Origin of the sequence: Clostridium sp. AF19-22AC, from assembly GCF_003479085.1 — a bacterium.
Taxonomy (GTDB): domain Bacteria; phylum Bacillota; class Clostridia; order Lachnospirales; family Lachnospiraceae; genus Faecalicatena_A; species Faecalicatena_A orotica.
In genome coordinates this window covers 1-16,174 of record NZ_QUGN01000019.1, presented here as the reverse complement: position 1 = coordinate 16,174, position 16,174 = coordinate 1, and the positions used below count along the sequence as shown (strand labels likewise).

The window sequence follows — 16,174 nt, the reverse complement described above, 5'->3', positions numbered from 1 at the left end:
TATAAAATTCATACAAATTTTATGGATTCAAATAGTAATCTATGATAGGGTATATGTACTTGAAAAGATCTGGTGTATTTCATACATTCTTAGAATCTAATCAAATCATTCCAACAATCCATGTTTCAACATCGGACAAACAACAATCATTTAAAAAATTCAAACAATAAGGGCTGGTGATGTCTATTGAAAGTATAAACTTGTCTTGGGAACACTCACTTCATTTTGAAATATCCAAAAACAGACAAGGAGAAAATTACATATGGGAAAAAATGATATTTATATGAAACGCTGGCTCTCCGATAAGCACCGGTTTGCGGATTTGATCAACGGCTCCCTGTTTCAGGGGAAACAGGTATTTCTGCCGAATCACTTAACGGAAAGTAACCCGGAACAGACCCTCGTTTTACGGAATCCAAACGGTGAAAACCTCACGGTTCAAAGATACCGTGACATCATGATGGTGGCAGAAGACGGGACAAGGATCGTGGTACTTGCATGTGAAAACCAGGATGAAATCCACTATGCCATGCCTGTCCGGGGAATGCTGTATGATGCATTGAACTACACTGAACAGATCAGCCAGATCAGAAAAATCAGGAAAGAAAACAAGGAATTGGAAAATTCCTCTGAATTTTTGTCCGGCCTCAAGAAAAATGACCGGCTCACCCCCGTTATTACTGTTGTCTTTTACTATGGTGAAAAAGAATGGGATGGCGCACAGGACCTGCATGGACTTTTAGGGCTTAACGCAAAAGAATATGAACTGTTAAAAAAATATATTCCCAACTACCGGATAAATTTGTTTGATCCAAGGCGTATGAATAATAATTTATGTTTTCAGACAGATTTACAGTTGGTATTCGGCATGTTAGAATATAGAAAAAGTAAAGAATGTCTGCAGAAATATATGCAGACTAACAAGAATTATTTTGGCAGTATGGACGAGGATTCATATAACGTAATAAGGGTGCTGCTCGGCTCAGGACAGCAGTTACCCGAAGCGAAACTAAAATCAGGAGGGATTGATATGTGCAAAGCATTAGATGATTTATATCAGGATGGAGTTGACGAGGGAATTAAGACCGGCATTAAGAGAGGAATACAGCAGGGCATAGAGCAAGGTATTAAAGCATTTATTCTGGATTACCGTGAGGAAGGCTATGACAAAGAAAAGATCCTTATGAAACTGCAAACCCGCTTTTCCCTTACCAGAGAACAATCAGAAGAATATTTTTCACGTTTTTAGTGCATAAAACTGAACATTATGTACAGTAGAAAGAAACGATAAACATCGTAAAGGCAGTAAAGGCACTCACTATGCGTGGGTGCCTTCTACATTTAATCCTCTTTTTTATAAATCCAGACTTATTTATTCAACAACGACCCCTTTTTGGAGCATGATATTCGCATAAAGTGCCTTCTCGCTTGTTGCAATAATTGCATATGCAGTCTTTGCCTCATCATAGAATGCAAATCTCTCGATGTTGCCGACAGCCTCAGCGCCTCTGTCATCGTGTTTTGCAATAATCTCCTTGTAAGTATCCCAGATCGGTGTCTCAACATCGTCTCCCGGCATAACTTCCATCAGGTTCACTGGTTTTTCTACATAAGTATCCAGTGGGAAAACCTTAAGAATCGCATCCAGAATCTCCGGTACGCCGTGTCCGTCACAGCGGATCACGATTGCGTCTTTTCCCATAGACTCTGCCGGAAAATTACCGTCGGAGATAACAAGGCGGTCACTGTGTCCCATCTCGCATAAAACTTTTAATAATTCAGGTGATAAAATCTGTGGAATTCCTTTTAACATGTTTGTATCCTCCTTCTCGTTTTCAACACAAAGAGCGCCTATTTATCATAGGCACTCTCTGTTGTCTGACAGATATGAATGACAGTATCATTCTCTCAATATCAATTATCTGATAGATTTGTACATTGGTCCGTAAGCCTGGCAGGCTCTGAAATCCTGTCCCTCTTTATCCTGTCCGAATGCGCCCCATGATGCAGGTCTGAAGATCTTCTCTTCCGGTACATTGTGCATAGCTACCGGGATTCTTAAGATAGAGCAGAGTGTAATCAGGTCAGCCCCGATGTGTCCGTAGCTGATTGCTCCGTGGTTAGCTCCCCAGTTGTTCATAACATCATAAGCAGATGCAAACGCACCTTCTCCTGTAACTCTTGGTGCAAACCATGTACATGGCCATGTATAGTCAGTTCTCTTCCAAAGAACATCTGTAACTTCATCAGGAAGTTTCACAGTCCATCCTTCAGCGATCTGAAGCATTGGTCCTAAGTTCTTAACGAGGTTAAGACGGATCATCGTCACAGGCATCTCTGCTTCTGTTACGAATCTGGATGAATATCCGCCGCCTCTGAAGTATCCGAAATCAGCATAGTTCCATGTTGTTGCGTTCATCATTGCTTCCTGATCTTCTTCTGTTACTTCATACCAAGGCTTCATGCATCCGTTGCCGTCTGCATCTTTAGACTGTCCGTTTGCATCCAGACATGCTGCACCTGAATTGATCAGATGAATAAATCCGCCTGCTTCTTTTGCATGGCCTTCCAGTTCGTATCCGTCCGTCGCTCTCTTAACAGCTTCCGGGCTCCAGTATGTACGCACATCAGCAAAAATCTGTGCTGAGTTAGTAAGCAGTTTGCTGAACAGCATTCCGAGTCCGTTCAGTACATCGTTCTCTGTTGCAAGGATGTACGGCTCTCTTGCCCCGTTCCAGTCGAAGGAAGAATTCAGCATAGCCTCTGGGAAGTCACAGTTCGGATAGAAGTCTGTCCACTGTCTCTGTCCCTGAAATCCGGCTGCCAGTGCATTGTGTCCGACTCTCTCTTCTTCTCTTCCTTCCGGCAGGTTTTCGTTGCCGTTCATCAGGTCTTTGATAATGCACATCATCTTTACTACAAATTCCCAATCAGCATCCTTTTCCTCACGGTTTCTCTGGATGTCTTCGCGGTTCTTATCAAAGCCTTCTTTACATTTTTCTTTGGTCCATGCAAGAGCTTTCTGGAACTCAGCTTCATCGTAGATGCCTTCTGTCATACGGCGGATGATTTCCACCTCATCAACAGACTCAACACGCATGCCAAGGTACTCTTCGATAAATGCAGGATCAATAATGGATCCGCCGATTCCCATACAGATAGAACCGATCTGCAGATAGGATTTACCTCTCATTGTTGCAGCTGCAACAGAAGCACGTCCAAATCTCAGTAACTTTTCTTTTACATCGCAAGGAATCTCTGTATCATCAGCTTCCTGAACATCATGTCCGTAGATACCAAATGCAGGAAGACCTTTCTGTGCATGTGTAGCAAGAACAGATGCAAGGTAAACGGCTCCCGGTCTCTCAGTTCCGTTGAATCCCCATACAGCCTTGATTGTCTGCGGGTCCATATCCATTGTCTCTGCTCCGTAGCACCAGCATGGTGTAACGGTTAAAGTGATGTCAACGCCTTCTTTTTTGAATTTATCAGCACATGCAGCTGCTTCTGCAACACGTCCGATTGTTGTATCAGCGATAACAACCTTAACCGGCTCACCATTTGAGTATCTTAAGTTTTCCTCAAACAGTTTTGCAGCAGATTTAGCCATGTTCATTGTCTGCTCTTCCAGAGATTCACGTACCTTAAGTACACCTCTGCGTCCGTCGATAGTAGGTCTGATTCCGATTACTGGATAGTCCCCGATGAGTCTTGATTTTGCCATAGTTTGTTTCCTCCTTATTCTTGATTAATGAGTTAATATCCATTCACATTCCAGGCTGGTCAGCTTAGAATGGTAATAAACTTTTCGTATGCCGCATTCCACTTTTCTTCGTTCTGCGGAATATATTCATATGTCGTTTCTGAATCTGCAATGATCCTTCTCGCTTCATTCACGTCTTTGATTTCCCCAAGTGACATGAACTGCACGGCTATGTTGCCCAATGCCGTCGCTTCCACAGGTCCCGCGATTACTTTGCGTCCGTTCGCTCCCGCTGTCATCTGGCAGAGAAGCTTACTCTGGATACCGCCGCCGATCATATGGATGGTCGGATAATGCTTTCCTGTACATGATTCAATCTGTTCCAGGGCATATCTGTACTTCAGTGCAAGGCTCTGGTTGATGCAGCATACAATCTCTCCGATCGTCTCCGGCACCCTCTGCCCTGTCCTTCTGCAGAACTCCCTGATACGTTCCGGTATATTGCCTGCCGGCACGAACTCCGGTGCATCCGGATCGATAAAGCTTAAGAACGGCTCTGCTTTCATAGCCATCTGCTCCAGCTCACCAAAGGAATATTCCTGTCCCTCACGGATCCATTGTCTCCGGCTCTCCTGTACAAGCCACAAACCAATAATATTCTTCAGAAGGGTCGTTGTATTTCCATAACCACCTTCGTTACTTACGTTGCATTCCAGTGACTTTTCACCAATAACCGGAGCCTTCAGCTCTGTTCCGAATAAGCTCCATGTTCCGCAGCTGATAAACATAAAATCTTCTTCCTGTGTCGGAACCGCCACAACGGCACTCTGTGTATCATGGCTGGCCACTGCAATAACCTTGGCCGGCTTTATTCCAAGTTCCTCACAGATATCATCGCTTAAGTTTCCTACCACTGTACCGCTCGGCACGATTTCAGGGAAGATCTCTTTTGGAATCTGAAGTGCATCCATTATTTTATCAGACCATACTTTGTTCCTTGCATCCATCAGCTGAGTCGTCGTAGACATAGTATATTCTGCCTTTTTCTCACCTGTCAGGAAATAGTTGAACAGATCCGGAGTCAGCAGAAGCTTGTCTGCACGTTCCAGAATCCACGGTCTCTTCTGCACAAGGGAATAAAGCTGGAATACCGTATTGAAGTTCTCGAACTGATTTCCTGTCATATCATACAGCTCATCTTTCGGAATTGCCTTGAATACCTCTTCCTGCATTCCGAGTGTTCTGTCATCCCTGTAATGCACGGCACTCTCAAGCAGTACCCCGTGTTCATCCAGAAGTCCGAAATCCACTCCCCATGTATCGATTCCGAGACTTTCAAAACCGCCTTTTTGCTTTGCCTTGATAATTCCCTGCTTAATCTCGAAAAATTGTCTCAGTGTGTCCCAGTACATAGTCTTGCCGATGATGACCGGATCATTGGAAAAGCGGTAAACTTCTTCCATATGTATCTTTCCGTCCTCCAGAGTTCCCAGAATCGCACGTCCGCTGGATGCCCCGAAGTCAAAAGCAAGTACCTGTTTCTTCTCACTACTCACACGTCTTCCTCCTTTCATAGCCACATTCATCTCGCCACTGATTTCATTTTATCATTGTCCCGGAAAATATACTTGTGCTATAATAGTAAAAAATATAACAATATTCACATAAAGGAGAATTATGCAATATATCAATTACCGCGAAAGCTGGCAGCGGGGAACTGTCGACTTTCCCTTTGAATACCACCATATCACCCCCACGCACCCACAATATATCATGGCACTACACTGGCATGTGGAATTTGAAATCGTGCGGGTTCTCAAAGGAACCTTCCAACTATCCATAGATGAGCTGGAATACACCGTTGAGCAGGGTTCTGCCATCTTTATCCCTGCCGGTTCCGTGCACTCGGGACTTCCCCGTGACTGCACCTATGAATGTGTCGTCTTTGATATGAATATGCTTATGAACAAAAACGATTCCTGCTGCAAGCTCATACGTAAAATCATTGACCACGAAGTGGAGCCAGCCTTTGTCTATCCTGAATCTCATAACGATATCCACCAAACGGTCTGGTCACTGTTCGACGCGATTGCCTCTAAAAAGGATGGATACCAGCTTGTCGTCCTTGGAGCACTTTATCAGGTAATCGGCACTATTTTCGCGAAACAATACTACAACCCTGCACCAGCCCAGCCGCCGCGCAACCATAAACGTATCATACAACTAAAAACCGCACTTGAATTCATGGAATCTTCCTATAATAAGCAGATCACACTCGAAGAAATGGCAGGCAGTGTGGATATGTCCCCTAAATACTTCTGCCGTTTCTTCCATGAGATGACACACCGCACGCCGATAGACTACCTCAATTATTACCGCATAGAGCGGGCATGCTACCAGCTCATGACGACAGACCTGTCCATAACAGAGGTGGCATACAGTTCCGGATTCAATGATTTAAGCTACTTTATCAAAACTTTTAAAAAATACAAAGGCACGACTCCGAAACAATATTTGAAATGAAATTAAAAAATTCCGAATATCTTTTCCCGGAAGGCTCCGTATAATGTATCGTAATCCGTATAGTTTATGTCGCTCTCCTTGAAACTTTTCCCCCAGACCCTGCGGATCCCTTCCGCGATCACTTTGGGGTCCTCACATTCCATCCCCAGAATGGTAGGAAAGACATAGTAGATCATAAAGAAATTCAGATCCACCTGCGTGCGGGCCTCAACCTTTCCTTTCTTATTAGAAAGGTGCTCTTTTACTGCCTGCACCAGACATTCACCGATCTCTTCCGCCGCCTTCTCTTTATCTTCGGCCTGCCCTACATACTCGGCCATTTCCCTGAAGAAGTGGCCGTTTTCCTCTTTAAATAGCTCCGTATTCTTCTCATAGCTCTTCTTTTTTAGATGGCCGATCATCTTTTCCTTATTGTTAAAAATCGTTTCTATACCCTGAAGCATATGATTCCTCCTGTGTCTTTCATTTTCATTCCGGTACTGGACTGCACGCACCTTATTGTCCTATATTATATCAGATCATATGTTAAAAAGGAACCGGGACACTCCCGGTTCCTTTCTAAATTATTTGTTATTATCTGTTCTGTTATGAATTAGTCATACAGGTTTGGAGAGATGTCAGGATCATCCATGTTTGTAGAGTCATACCAGTAACCATCTGTCTCGATATCTTCTACTTCTTCACCGTTGCAGATCTTTGTCAGTGTTTCGATAGATAATTTACCCTGCATCAGAGGAGACTGTGTAACAGCGCCAAGTAATGTGCCATCTTTAACAGCTGCTTTGATTGTTGAACCAGCATCGAATCCGGCTGCAATGATGTTCTTCTCTGGGTCAGATCCTAATACGTTTAAGTTCTGGTTAGCTGTTAAAGCACCTTCTGCAGAAACCTGGTTAGATCCGAAAATAGCGATTGTATCGTCTTTGTTCATGATGTTAGAAGCTTCTGTAGCACACAGTTCAACTGTTGTCTGAGCCGGTACTGCGATCTCGATGATGATGTCAGCTGACTTCTCATCGTTGTTATTCTCAACTTTACCTACATAGTAGTCATTTCCTACAACAGCAACTTTCTTTCCGTCTGCTTCTGCAAGTTCGATAAATTTGTTAACAAATCCCATACCACGCTCTGTGATGTTAGCAGATGTTGCATCCTGGTTAACTTCACCAACTCTGACTGGTTTGTCAGCTTTTGCAATTTTGTCTTTTACTGCTTCATAAATCTTCTCTGCTGCGATAGCGCCTGCTGCACCATTGTTTGTAACAACTGTTGCATATACAGATCCTTCCGGAGCATCCGGCACACCTGAGTCGAAGCAAACTACCGGGATCTTCTTGTCGAGTGCTGTCTGCAGTGAGTCAATAACTGAGTTCTGGTCGCAAGCTGCAAGAGCGATTCCGTCCGGCTCCTGGCTGATTGCGTTGTTCAGCATGTTAACCTGGTCAGCAATATCAGACTCAGCGTTAGGTCCTGTTGTGTTAGCTGTAACGCCCAGTTCATCCTCTGCCTGTTTGATTCCCTGAACAGCAGCCTGCCAGTATGATGACTGGAAGCTCTTTACAACGACTTCAAAATGATAGTCCCCGCCTTTGCTATCATCAGAACCTTTGTCGTCAGCCTGATCTTCTGTCTTTGCACCGTCATCTGTCTTTGCATCCTCGCCTTTGCTTCCACAGCCTGCGATCATTCCAGCTACCATGCATCCGCTAAGTAATACTGCCAATACTTTCTTTTTCATACTTTTTGTCCTCCTGACATAAAATAGTTTTTTATAGTAACAGTTAGAGCTTGGTACACAGACCAGTTCCTCTGACCGCTATCTATCCTTAAAATAGAGTTACAGAATTGCCTATATTCGATTATACATTCTCTTTCTTTCTTCTCAGAATATCTACAAGTACGGCTGTAATCAGCACGAGACCGATAATGATCTGCTGCCAGTTCGCTGTCAGTCCGATGAATGGAAGCCCTGTCTTCAGAAGACAGATAACGAATACTCCGGCCAGTGTTCCAGTGATACTGCCCGCACCGCCCGACATGGATACTCCACCAATGATTGCACCACCGATTGCCTCCAGCTCGAATCCTGCTCCGGTACCCGGCTGAACCGTTGCAAAGATAGCAGAATAAGAGATAGCTGCCAGTCCTGCAAAGAATCCTGAAATCACATATGCAAAAATATGATAGAATTTAACATTGACTCCTGATAATTTCGTTGCCTCTTTATTACTTCCGATTGCCAGCGTATAACGGCCAACTTTCGTGTGGTTCAAAACAAATGTCATAGCAATGACTATCAATATAACCCAAAGGAAACCAATCGGAATAATTGTTCCATTATTTTGGATCTTAAAAATATTTCTGAACCATCCTCCCGGAGCTGTTGCTGCCGGCCAAGAAATTCCTACACGTCCTACAATAAGGGAACCAAGCCCTCTGGTAATCATCGATGTACTAAGTGTTGCAAGGAATGGCGGCAAGTCCATCAGTGCAACAAGGCTTCCGTTGATAGCTCCCATTGCAGCACCAAACAAAACACTTACCAGCATACCTGCCCATGTCGGCCATCCCTGGAATACGATCAGGTAACCACCTACCAGTGAGTAGCAAATAAGTCCAGTGCCTATGGAAAGGTCTACCCCTGCTGTCATCAGCGGGAATGCAACACCTATTGCCATCAGTGCAATATAATATGAATAATCCAGAATACTTACAAACGTTGTATACTTTCTAAAATTCGGGCTGAGTGCACAGAAGAAGATAAACAATGCGATTACTACAAGAAGAACAACGAATTTCTGTCCTCCGAGTCTTTCGATCGTAGACTCCTTTCTAACAGCCGTTTTAGTTCTATTGTCTGCCATTTTATTTTCCTCCCTACTCAATCTCTCGTGTAGCCAGATTCATGATATTTTCCTGTGTAGCTTCGGAAATATCCAGCTCACCTGTCTTCTTGCCTTCACACATTACGATAATTCTATCACTCATACGTAATATTTCCGTCATCTCAGAGGATATCATAATAATGGCTTTTCCTTCTGCTGCCAGCTGATTCATCAGTTTGTAAATCTCACTCTTTGCCCCGACATCAATACCTCTTGTAGGTTCATCGAATATCAGGATATCGCAGTCTCTTGTCATCCATTTTGCAATAACGACTTTCTGCTGGTTACCACCAGACAGGTTTACTACAAGCTGGTCAACATCCGGAGTCTTTGTTGCAAGTGATTCTACATACTTTTCTGCAACTTCCTTCTCCTTCTTCTTATCGATAAAGATACCGTTCATATAATTATCCAGTGTTGCCATTGTTGTATTCTCAGCAACTGACTTCTGAACTACGATTCCGTATCTCTTTCTATCCTCTGACAGATATCCGATACCATACTTAACAGCATCCTGCGGATTGTTAATGGTAACCTTCTGTCCGTTAATATAGATATCACCACTGTCGATCGGATCTGCACCGAACAGCGCACGTGCTGTCTCTGTACGTCCCGCGCCCATCAGTCCTGAGAAGCCGAGGATCTCGCCTTTATGTAATTCAAAGCTTACATCCTGAACCATCTTTCCGGCATTCAGGTGATCCACCTTTAGCACAACCGGAGCATCCTTCGGAACCATACTCTCTGTCTTAGGATCTTCGTAAATAACACGGCCAACCATCATGTTAATGATGTCATCCTTTGTACTGTCTTTTGTAATCAGAGTTCCGACATATGTACCGTCTCTCATGACTGTAACACGGTCTGTAATCCTCTTAATCTCATCCATACGGTGGGATATGTAAACAATACCAAGCCCCTTTTCTCTTAAATCACGGATGATCTTGAACAGCTCTTCGATCTCGGTCTCTGTCAGGGCCGCTGAAGGCTCATCAAAGATAATAACCTTTGCTTCATGGGAAATGGCCTTCGCAATCTCACACATCTGCTGTTTGCCAACGGTCAGCCTGCTCATAGTTTCTTTCGGATCGATGTCGATGTTCATTCTCTCGAAAAGTTTTCTTGCTTCATCATTCATCTTCTTGTCGTCGATGCGGATGCCCTTCTTAAACTCTCTTCCGATAAAGATGTTCTGTGCAACCGTCAGGTGGCCAAGCATGTTCAGCTCCTGATGCACGATTACGATACCTGCATCCTGTGCTTCTCTTGTGTTCGTGTATTCTACTTCTTTTCCTTCATATGTAATTGTACCGGAATCCTTCTTATAAATACCAGTCAGCACCTTCATCAGTGTAGACTTACCGGCACCATTCTCTCCCATCAGTGCAAGGACCTCACCTTTTCTGACTTCCAGATTTACATGGTCCAGTGCATGAACACCAGGGAAAGATTTATCAATATCTTTCATTGTTAATATAACTTCGCCCATTCTCTTACCCTTGCCTTTCTATCTACTTTCACTCTTCGATTTCCATGTATCATTGCTTTAGCTGCTATGGAAGACTCCATATTAATTCTTTCTGCGTCTTGAAACAACGTCACTGAATACTGCGACAATAACAATAATACCTGTAATAATAAGCTGCCAGTCTTTTGAAAAGCCAAGAGCCAGAATACCTTCCTGAAGCAGAGCGATGATAAACACACCAATCACAGTACCGCTTATGGATGCAAGGCCTCCTGCCATAGAAGTTCCTCCCATCACGCACCCTGCAATAGCTTCATTGTTATACTGATCACCATAACCAGGCTGAACTGTTGTATATGCTGACACAAAGAACAGTGCGCCAATTCCAACCAGTACTCCGCAGATGACATATGCCGTCATTTCCCATTTCTTAACATTGACTCCGGAAAGCCTGACCGCTTCTTTGTTGCTTCCAAGAGACAGAATGTAACGTCCGATCTTTGTCTTATTCAGGATCACTGCACAGATTACTGCAACTATCAGGAAAATGATAAGCCCTACCGGGATATCCCCAACCTTAACCAGATATCTGTACCATCCTCCTTCTGCCGTTGACTGCGGCCAGCTGACTGACTGAGTCTTTGTAAATACAGATGCAAGACCTTTTGCAATATTCATACTTGCCATTGAAGTAATGAATGACGGTACTGACCAGTATGCAACCAGATATCCGTTAAAAATACCAAAAGCCAGTCCTACAGCAACACTGATTACCATTACAAGCGGCATTGGCACGCTATATGAGATCAGGCTGTATCCAGAAACAAGTGCACAGCAGAACATAACCGGTCCGATCGAGAAATCAATTCCGCCTGTTGCAATTACAAAAGTAACTCCCAATGATAAGAATCCTAGAAAATATGCATAGTTAAGGGCACTTAAGATTCGGTTCATCCCTGCAAATTTTCCCTGCGTCATCACACAGAAGAATCCATACAGAAGAATCAAAACGAAGCATAACACGATTCTGTTAAACCCCACCTTTTTCACAAAAGGATTTTGCTTAATCTTTCCCACTTTTCTTCCTCCTACTTCTTCAGCCATACTGATTTTCGTAATATTTTTTGTGCCGGTATACTGCCGACACCGGCCATGCAGAATTTATCCCGCACCAGCCATCCCTTCTTCTGTTGCTGTGCTTTTCAACATTACAATCCCTCCTTCTCCCTCATATATGTTTACATGCTGCATTACGTTCACATTTATATTGCGGTTGTTATGCCGCCGGCCCCAAAAAAATAATAACCTCTTGCATTTGTGCCGGAAACTCATTATAATGTCGTTATTCAACCGCGGCCGGCTGTTCGCTGGCCAGCAAAAGGAGGTTATTAATTACTTATGAAGCATTTACGTTCTCTGCTGTCTGTCGTTCTTACACTTGTTCTTGTGTCCGGAGTCCTGACCGGATGTCAGTCTGAAAAGAAACCTGCAGGTTTTCCTTTTACGGAACTCACCTGGGAAAATTCTTACGATGACATGGTCGAACTGGAAGGTGACAGCGACAATACTTACGATTCCGTATACGACGGAACCACTTATACCTATCCGAAGAAATATATGGATCTGGACGGTACCATCAAATATATGTACGACGGTGATAATAAACTGATGTGTGTCGCCTGGACCTACAGTGCCGAATCTGATGAAGACCTTCAGGAAACCTACGATGCAATCCATGAGGAAGTCGAGAAGGCTTACGGTGAAAGCGGCTATGATCCGAAGACCCCGTCTAGCTACGGCGATGTCTGGTATCTCGAGGAAGGCAACATTATATTGAGTGCCATGACCACAGATACGCAGAAAGCACTCCAGTATTCTTATCTGAATCCTAAAGTATCTACTGCAGCAGATGAATAATTCCGCTGAGAGTTCCTGCCGTACAATCCATCGTTTATATTCTAAAGATGAACAATTTATTAACTTTTTGTAACTTTTATGTTGTTAGTATACTCTTTAGAACTATTTTTGAAAATTGAAAATCTTACTAAAAAAGGTTAAAAAATTACACCCGGTAATTTTTTAACCTTTTTTCATACTGTGTCATCCCAAAATCACACCTACTGCTGCCCTGTAAACGGATATAAAAGCCTCTGGTTTTCTTCCTCGTACATGTTATTCCTGTTGATCAGCTTGCAGCCGGAATCCAGATTTTTCTCGATGTTCTTGCCGTTCATTAAATCCACCGCCTGCTCAATCCCCAGATACCCCATGTTAAACGGTTTCTGAATAATAATCCCCTGAAAGACGCCCTCTTCCATGAGCTGGATTTCCTCTACTGAATTATCGAATCCTACTACTTTCACTTTTCCGGTCAGGCCTAAATCCTTGATCGCTCTGGCTGCCCCGACCGCGGAATACTCATTTGTTCCGAGAATCATCCCCAGATCCGGGTAGTCTTCCAGCATCTCCAGTGTCAGGGAATATGCTTTATCATAAGATGACCCGCAGAATACGACGTCTTTCACCTGTGGTTCATATTTCCCCAGACCATCCCGCAGTCCGTTCTCCCTCTCGATAGCCGTGGAGGCACCCTTGACATGGGCAACGATACCGATCTGCGTATTCTCATCAATCAGACCTCTCGCAAACTCTCCCAGCTGCTTTCCCGCCAGATAATTATCGGTTGCCACGACGCTCTGTGCAATATCCTTATCGATCACAGAGTCAATCAGAATCAGTTTAATTCCGTTATCAACCACCTTCTGCAGTGCTTCCGTCGTCTCCGAATAACTGCATGGCGCAACAAGCATCACATCCGGTTTCTTTTTGATAGCTTCTTCAATACGCTCGATCTGCCCGGCTATATCCACTTCCGACTTTCCGCCAAGAACTTCCAGATTTGTATTGAATTCTTCAGCTCCCAGCTCTGCCCCGGCTATCAGCGATGTCCAGAAATCGTTTGTATCGTCTATCGTCTTTGGCACCATGATAATATTATAGATCTGCTTTTCCTGGTCTCTGGAAATAAACATGCTGTATGCGACCACCAGAATCGAAGCAAATATACAAAATAAAAAGATCCCTGTCAACACTTTTTTACTTGTCTGTCTCTTCATCATCCACTCTGCTGTTCAGCGGCACTGTGACAGTCGCCACTGTCCCTACCCCCTTTCTGCTGATATATGAAATCCCATACTCCGGCCCGTAATATAGCTGCAGCCGCTTCTGTACATTCGGTACCCCTACACCGTTTGACTTGTGCTCCTTCATTGTCTCATCAAAAATATGTTCCAACACATCTTCATCCATTCCCACACCGTCATCTGCAATCGTGATATACGCCTTGTCACCGCGCTCGTACCCTCTGATATTCAGGTTTCCCTTTGTCTCTTTATACTTCAGGCCGTGGTAAATCGCATTCTCCACAAGCGGCTGCAGGGCAAACTTGATGATCATGATATGGTTAATCTCCGGTGATACTTCTATGGAATACTCCAGTTTATCTTTATACCTCATCTTCTGGATTGTCAGATAACTGCGTACATATTCAATCTCCTCCGCAACCGTGACCTGTTCCCTGTCATTGCTGATACTCTGCCTGAGAAGCTTTGCCAGAGCAGAAGTCATCAGGACAACTTCCTCGTTCTGTCCCGCCTCGGACATCCAGATAATAGAGTCCAGAGTATTATACAAAAAATGAGGGTTAATCTGCGCCTGAAGCGCCTTCATTTCATTCTTCCGCTTCTGTTTCTGTTCATATACATTCTGTTCCATAAGGGTATGGATACGCTCGGTCATGACATTAAAAGACTTGCTCAGGCTTCCGATCTCATTCTTGGCCGTAACTGCCACATTCGCCTTATCAAACTGACCTTCCTCCACCATGCTCATGGAATCACGAAGCTGCCGGATCGGCCTTGTGATTTCTCTGGCAATAATGCTTGAAATCAGGATAACCCCCAGAAGAAGCACCGCCGCCACGAGCAGGTACATCATCTGCGCCTGTTTGTTATTCTTCAGAAGCTCAGAAGTGTTTGCCGCCCCCACTACGGTCCATCCGGTCTTATCCGATTTTGAAATGGTATAAATCTTGTCGCCTGTGTTAAAATAATTCTCTTTGCAGGCCATGATATCATCCACATTTTCCGTGATCAGCCCGCCGTACATCAGCTGCTGCTTAGGATGATAGATGATATTGCCATCCTCATCCAGAATAAATATATATCCCTTATTACCTATATTGTTGTTATTGCAGAGCTCACTGATAGACGTATAATTCAGGTCGACAAAAAATACTCCCTCATTCTGGGCATTATTGTAATTAATCAGCGCCTTACTCAGTGTGATTACCCATTTATAGCTGCTTTTGATTGCATTCTGTACATGGGAAGAAGAGATTGCCGTCCCGTCCTTCGCCTCCAGTGCAGCCTTGTACCAGTCCTGATCCCTGACATTAATGTATTCCGTGAATTCATCCCCCCCGTCATTGAGGATGCTGCGCCCGTTATTTGCTACAACCGCAATATTATAGATGTCGCTGCGGCTGTCCATAATCGTCTTGAACTGAGAAAGAATCCGCTCCTTTTCCTCCTCTCTTTCCATATCCGTCTGCCCCTCATTGTACAGGTAATTGGAAACATCACTGCTTGTGGAGACAATAAACGAAATATTCTCCAGATACTTCACATAAGAATCAATGTCATAATTCACCTGTTTGATAATCTGGGACGTGTAGTTGATGGAGTTCTCATAAATCGAATTCTTCGTATAGTTCAGGGCAATAAACAGGAAAATAAGCACGGCAATCACCATCAGCGCAGAAAATGAAACCATCATTGTGCTCTGTATACTTTTGAATCTGCCAAATAATGTTCTGGTTTCCGTTTCCTTTTTCATAGTCTAATTCTCCCTGGCATACTCTTTCGGAGTCTTCCCGGTCATTTTCTTAAATGCGATGCTGAAGTAGTGCGGGTCACTGAACCCCACTTTTTCTGCAATCTCATAGTTCTTCAGGCTTGTCTGGCGAAGAAGCTGCTTTGCCCGGTCCATGCGTATATTTGTCAGTACTTCCGTAAACGTTTTGCCGGTTGTTTCCTTAAAAATACTGCTGAAACGGCTTGTGCTGATATTCAAATACTCACAGATGTGGTTCAGGCTCAGATCCGGATTGCTGTAATTTTCCTTCAGGTAATCTATCGCCATGACTGCCTGGCGTTCCCCGCTGGACTGTCCCGCTGCCAGGGCGGCTTCCAGCCCCCTTGCGGCATAATCACGTATCAGGCCGACCGCCTTTTCAATACTGCGGGCATCCGTAATATTCGAAATCTCAGAATCGTCCAGTTGGAAATTTTCCTCCGTCTCCAGCACTGTCTCATAAATAATGCGCAGGACCTGGTGAAGATATGCCACGCACTTATTTCTGCGTACATAACCTGTTTTCATCCAGCTTTCAATATGATTGATCGTATCTGTCAGTGTTTTTTCGTCCTTACTGCGCAGTGCAGAGGCAATATCTTTAAAATCCTGCTCCAGCTCCATCGGATTGCCGGCCATGACCTCCTAGTATAATAATGATGTAGTCAATCAAGACTACTT

14 protein-coding genes are annotated in these 16,174 nt (G+C 43.9%); 3 read left to right on the top strand and 11 right to left on the bottom strand.

Going from position 1 to position 16,174, the window contains the following annotated elements:
- Positions 1 to 262: 262 nt before the first annotated feature.
- Positions 263 to 1,249 carry an Rpn family recombination-promoting nuclease/putative transposase gene (locus DWX43_RS18920; RefSeq protein ID WP_118621452.1) on the top strand — a complete coding sequence of 329 codons (987 nt, stop codon included), beginning with the start codon at positions 263 to 265 and terminating at the stop codon, positions 1,247 to 1,249.
- A 123-nt stretch (positions 1,250 to 1,372) separates the two neighbouring features.
- On the opposite strand, the gene DWX43_RS18915 is transcribed toward DWX43_RS18920, so the two are convergent.
- From DWX43_RS18915 to DWX43_RS18905, 3 genes are all read right to left on the bottom strand, one after another.
- Positions 1,373 to 1,813 (bottom strand): RbsD/FucU domain-containing protein, encoded by a 441-nt coding sequence (locus DWX43_RS18915; RefSeq protein ID WP_109731180.1) that lies wholly within the window; start codon positions 1,811 to 1,813, stop codon positions 1,373 to 1,375.
- Between the two features lie 105 nt (positions 1,814 to 1,918).
- Positions 1,919 to 3,724, bottom strand: coding sequence for an L-fucose isomerase (locus DWX43_RS18910; RefSeq protein ID WP_118621451.1), 1,806 nt, complete (start codon positions 3,722 to 3,724; stop codon positions 1,919 to 1,921).
- Between the two features lie 59 nt (positions 3,725 to 3,783).
- Positions 3,784 to 5,277, bottom strand: a complete 1,494-nt coding sequence (locus DWX43_RS18905; RefSeq protein ID WP_181368660.1) for a rhamnulokinase family protein — start codon at positions 5,275 to 5,277, stop codon at positions 3,784 to 3,786.
- Between the two features lie 103 nt (positions 5,278 to 5,380).
- Here DWX43_RS18905 and DWX43_RS18900 point away from each other — a divergent pair, with 103 nt between their 5' ends.
- Positions 5,381 to 6,226, top strand: a complete 846-nt coding sequence (locus tag DWX43_RS18900; protein ID WP_118621450.1) for an AraC family transcriptional regulator — start codon at positions 5,381 to 5,383, stop codon at positions 6,224 to 6,226.
- A 2-nt stretch (positions 6,227 to 6,228) separates the two neighbouring features.
- On the opposite strand, the gene DWX43_RS18895 is transcribed toward DWX43_RS18900, so the two are convergent.
- The 5 genes from DWX43_RS18895 to DWX43_RS18875 all read right to left on the bottom strand — a co-directional run bounded on the left by DWX43_RS18895 (position 6,229) and on the right by DWX43_RS18875 (position 11,656).
- Positions 6,229 to 6,669: a hypothetical protein gene (locus tag DWX43_RS18895; protein ID WP_118621449.1), complete on the bottom strand. Its 441-nt coding sequence runs from the start codon at positions 6,667 to 6,669 to the stop codon at positions 6,229 to 6,231.
- A gap of 149 nt (positions 6,670 to 6,818) precedes the next feature.
- Positions 6,819 to 7,964, bottom strand: coding sequence for a substrate-binding domain-containing protein (locus DWX43_RS18890; protein WP_118621448.1), 1,146 nt, complete (start codon positions 7,962 to 7,964; stop codon positions 6,819 to 6,821).
- Positions 7,965 to 8,085: 121 nt separating this feature from the next.
- Positions 8,086 to 9,090: an ABC transporter permease gene (locus tag DWX43_RS18885; protein ID WP_118621447.1), complete on the bottom strand. Its 1,005-nt coding sequence runs from the start codon at positions 9,088 to 9,090 to the stop codon at positions 8,086 to 8,088.
- A gap of 13 nt (positions 9,091 to 9,103) precedes the next feature.
- On the bottom strand, positions 9,104 to 10,600 hold the full coding sequence (locus tag DWX43_RS18880; protein WP_118621446.1) for a sugar ABC transporter ATP-binding protein: 1,497 nt from the start codon (positions 10,598 to 10,600) through the stop codon (positions 9,104 to 9,106).
- Positions 10,601 to 10,681: 81 nt separating this feature from the next.
- A complete protein-coding gene (locus DWX43_RS18875; protein ID WP_182440761.1) occupies positions 10,682 to 11,656 on the bottom strand; it encodes an ABC transporter permease in 975 nt (324 codons plus the stop codon).
- 321 nt (positions 11,657 to 11,977) lie between these two features.
- On the opposite strand from DWX43_RS18875, the gene DWX43_RS18870 reads away from it, so the two are divergent.
- Complete coding sequence (locus DWX43_RS18870; RefSeq protein WP_118621444.1) at positions 11,978 to 12,496, top strand: hypothetical protein; 519 nt, start codon at positions 11,978 to 11,980, stop codon at positions 12,494 to 12,496.
- A 200-nt stretch (positions 12,497 to 12,696) separates the two neighbouring features.
- On the opposite strand, the gene DWX43_RS18865 is transcribed toward DWX43_RS18870, so the two are convergent.
- From DWX43_RS18865 to DWX43_RS18855, 3 genes are read right to left on the bottom strand one after another with little or no spacing between them, the layout of a single operon-like run.
- Entirely contained in the window at positions 12,697 to 13,698 is a 1,002-nt protein-coding gene (locus DWX43_RS18865; protein WP_109731190.1) for a substrate-binding domain-containing protein, read from the bottom strand.
- A complete protein-coding gene (locus DWX43_RS18860) occupies positions 13,676 to 15,475 on the bottom strand; it encodes a sensor histidine kinase (protein WP_118621443.1) in 1,800 nt (599 codons plus the stop codon). The genes DWX43_RS18865 and DWX43_RS18860 overlap by 23 nt, the downstream gene beginning before the upstream one ends.
- A gap of 3 nt (positions 15,476 to 15,478) precedes the next feature.
- Complete coding sequence (locus DWX43_RS18855) at positions 15,479 to 16,132, bottom strand: AraC family transcriptional regulator (protein ID WP_118621442.1); 654 nt, start codon at positions 16,130 to 16,132, stop codon at positions 15,479 to 15,481.
- Positions 16,133 to 16,174 lie beyond the last annotated feature (42 nt).

Coding starts and splice junctions, on each gene's coding strand:
- DWX43_RS18920 (WP_118621452.1), top strand. CDS start 263: ATGGGAAAAAATGATATTTATATGAAACGCTGGCTCTCCGATAAGCAC.
- DWX43_RS18915 (WP_109731180.1), bottom strand. CDS start 1,813: ATGTTAAAAGGAATTCCACAGATTTTATCACCTGAATTATTAAAAGTT.
- DWX43_RS18910 (WP_118621451.1), bottom strand. CDS start 3,724: ATGGCAAAATCAAGACTCATCGGGGACTATCCAGTAATCGGAATCAGA.
- DWX43_RS18905 (WP_181368660.1), bottom strand. CDS start 5,277: ATGAAAGGAGGAAGACGTGTGAGTAGTGAGAAGAAACAGGTACTTGCT.
- DWX43_RS18900 (WP_118621450.1), top strand. CDS start 5,381: ATGCAATATATCAATTACCGCGAAAGCTGGCAGCGGGGAACTGTCGAC.
- DWX43_RS18895 (WP_118621449.1), bottom strand. CDS start 6,669: ATGCTTCAGGGTATAGAAACGATTTTTAACAATAAGGAAAAGATGATC.
- DWX43_RS18890 (WP_118621448.1), bottom strand. CDS start 7,964: ATGAAAAAGAAAGTATTGGCAGTATTACTTAGCGGATGCATGGTAGCT.
- DWX43_RS18885 (WP_118621447.1), bottom strand. CDS start 9,090: ATGGCAGACAATAGAACTAAAACGGCTGTTAGAAAGGAGTCTACGATC.
- DWX43_RS18880 (WP_118621446.1), bottom strand. CDS start 10,600: ATGGGCGAAGTTATATTAACAATGAAAGATATTGATAAATCTTTCCCT.
- DWX43_RS18870 (WP_118621444.1), top strand. CDS start 11,978: ATGAAGCATTTACGTTCTCTGCTGTCTGTCGTTCTTACACTTGTTCTT.
- DWX43_RS18865 (WP_109731190.1), bottom strand. CDS start 13,698: ATGATGAAGAGACAGACAAGTAAAAAAGTGTTGACAGGGATCTTTTTA.
- DWX43_RS18860 (WP_118621443.1), bottom strand. CDS start 15,475: ATGAAAAAGGAAACGGAAACCAGAACATTATTTGGCAGATTCAAAAGT.
- DWX43_RS18855 (WP_118621442.1), bottom strand. CDS start 16,132: ATGGCCGGCAATCCGATGGAGCTGGAGCAGGATTTTAAAGATATTGCC.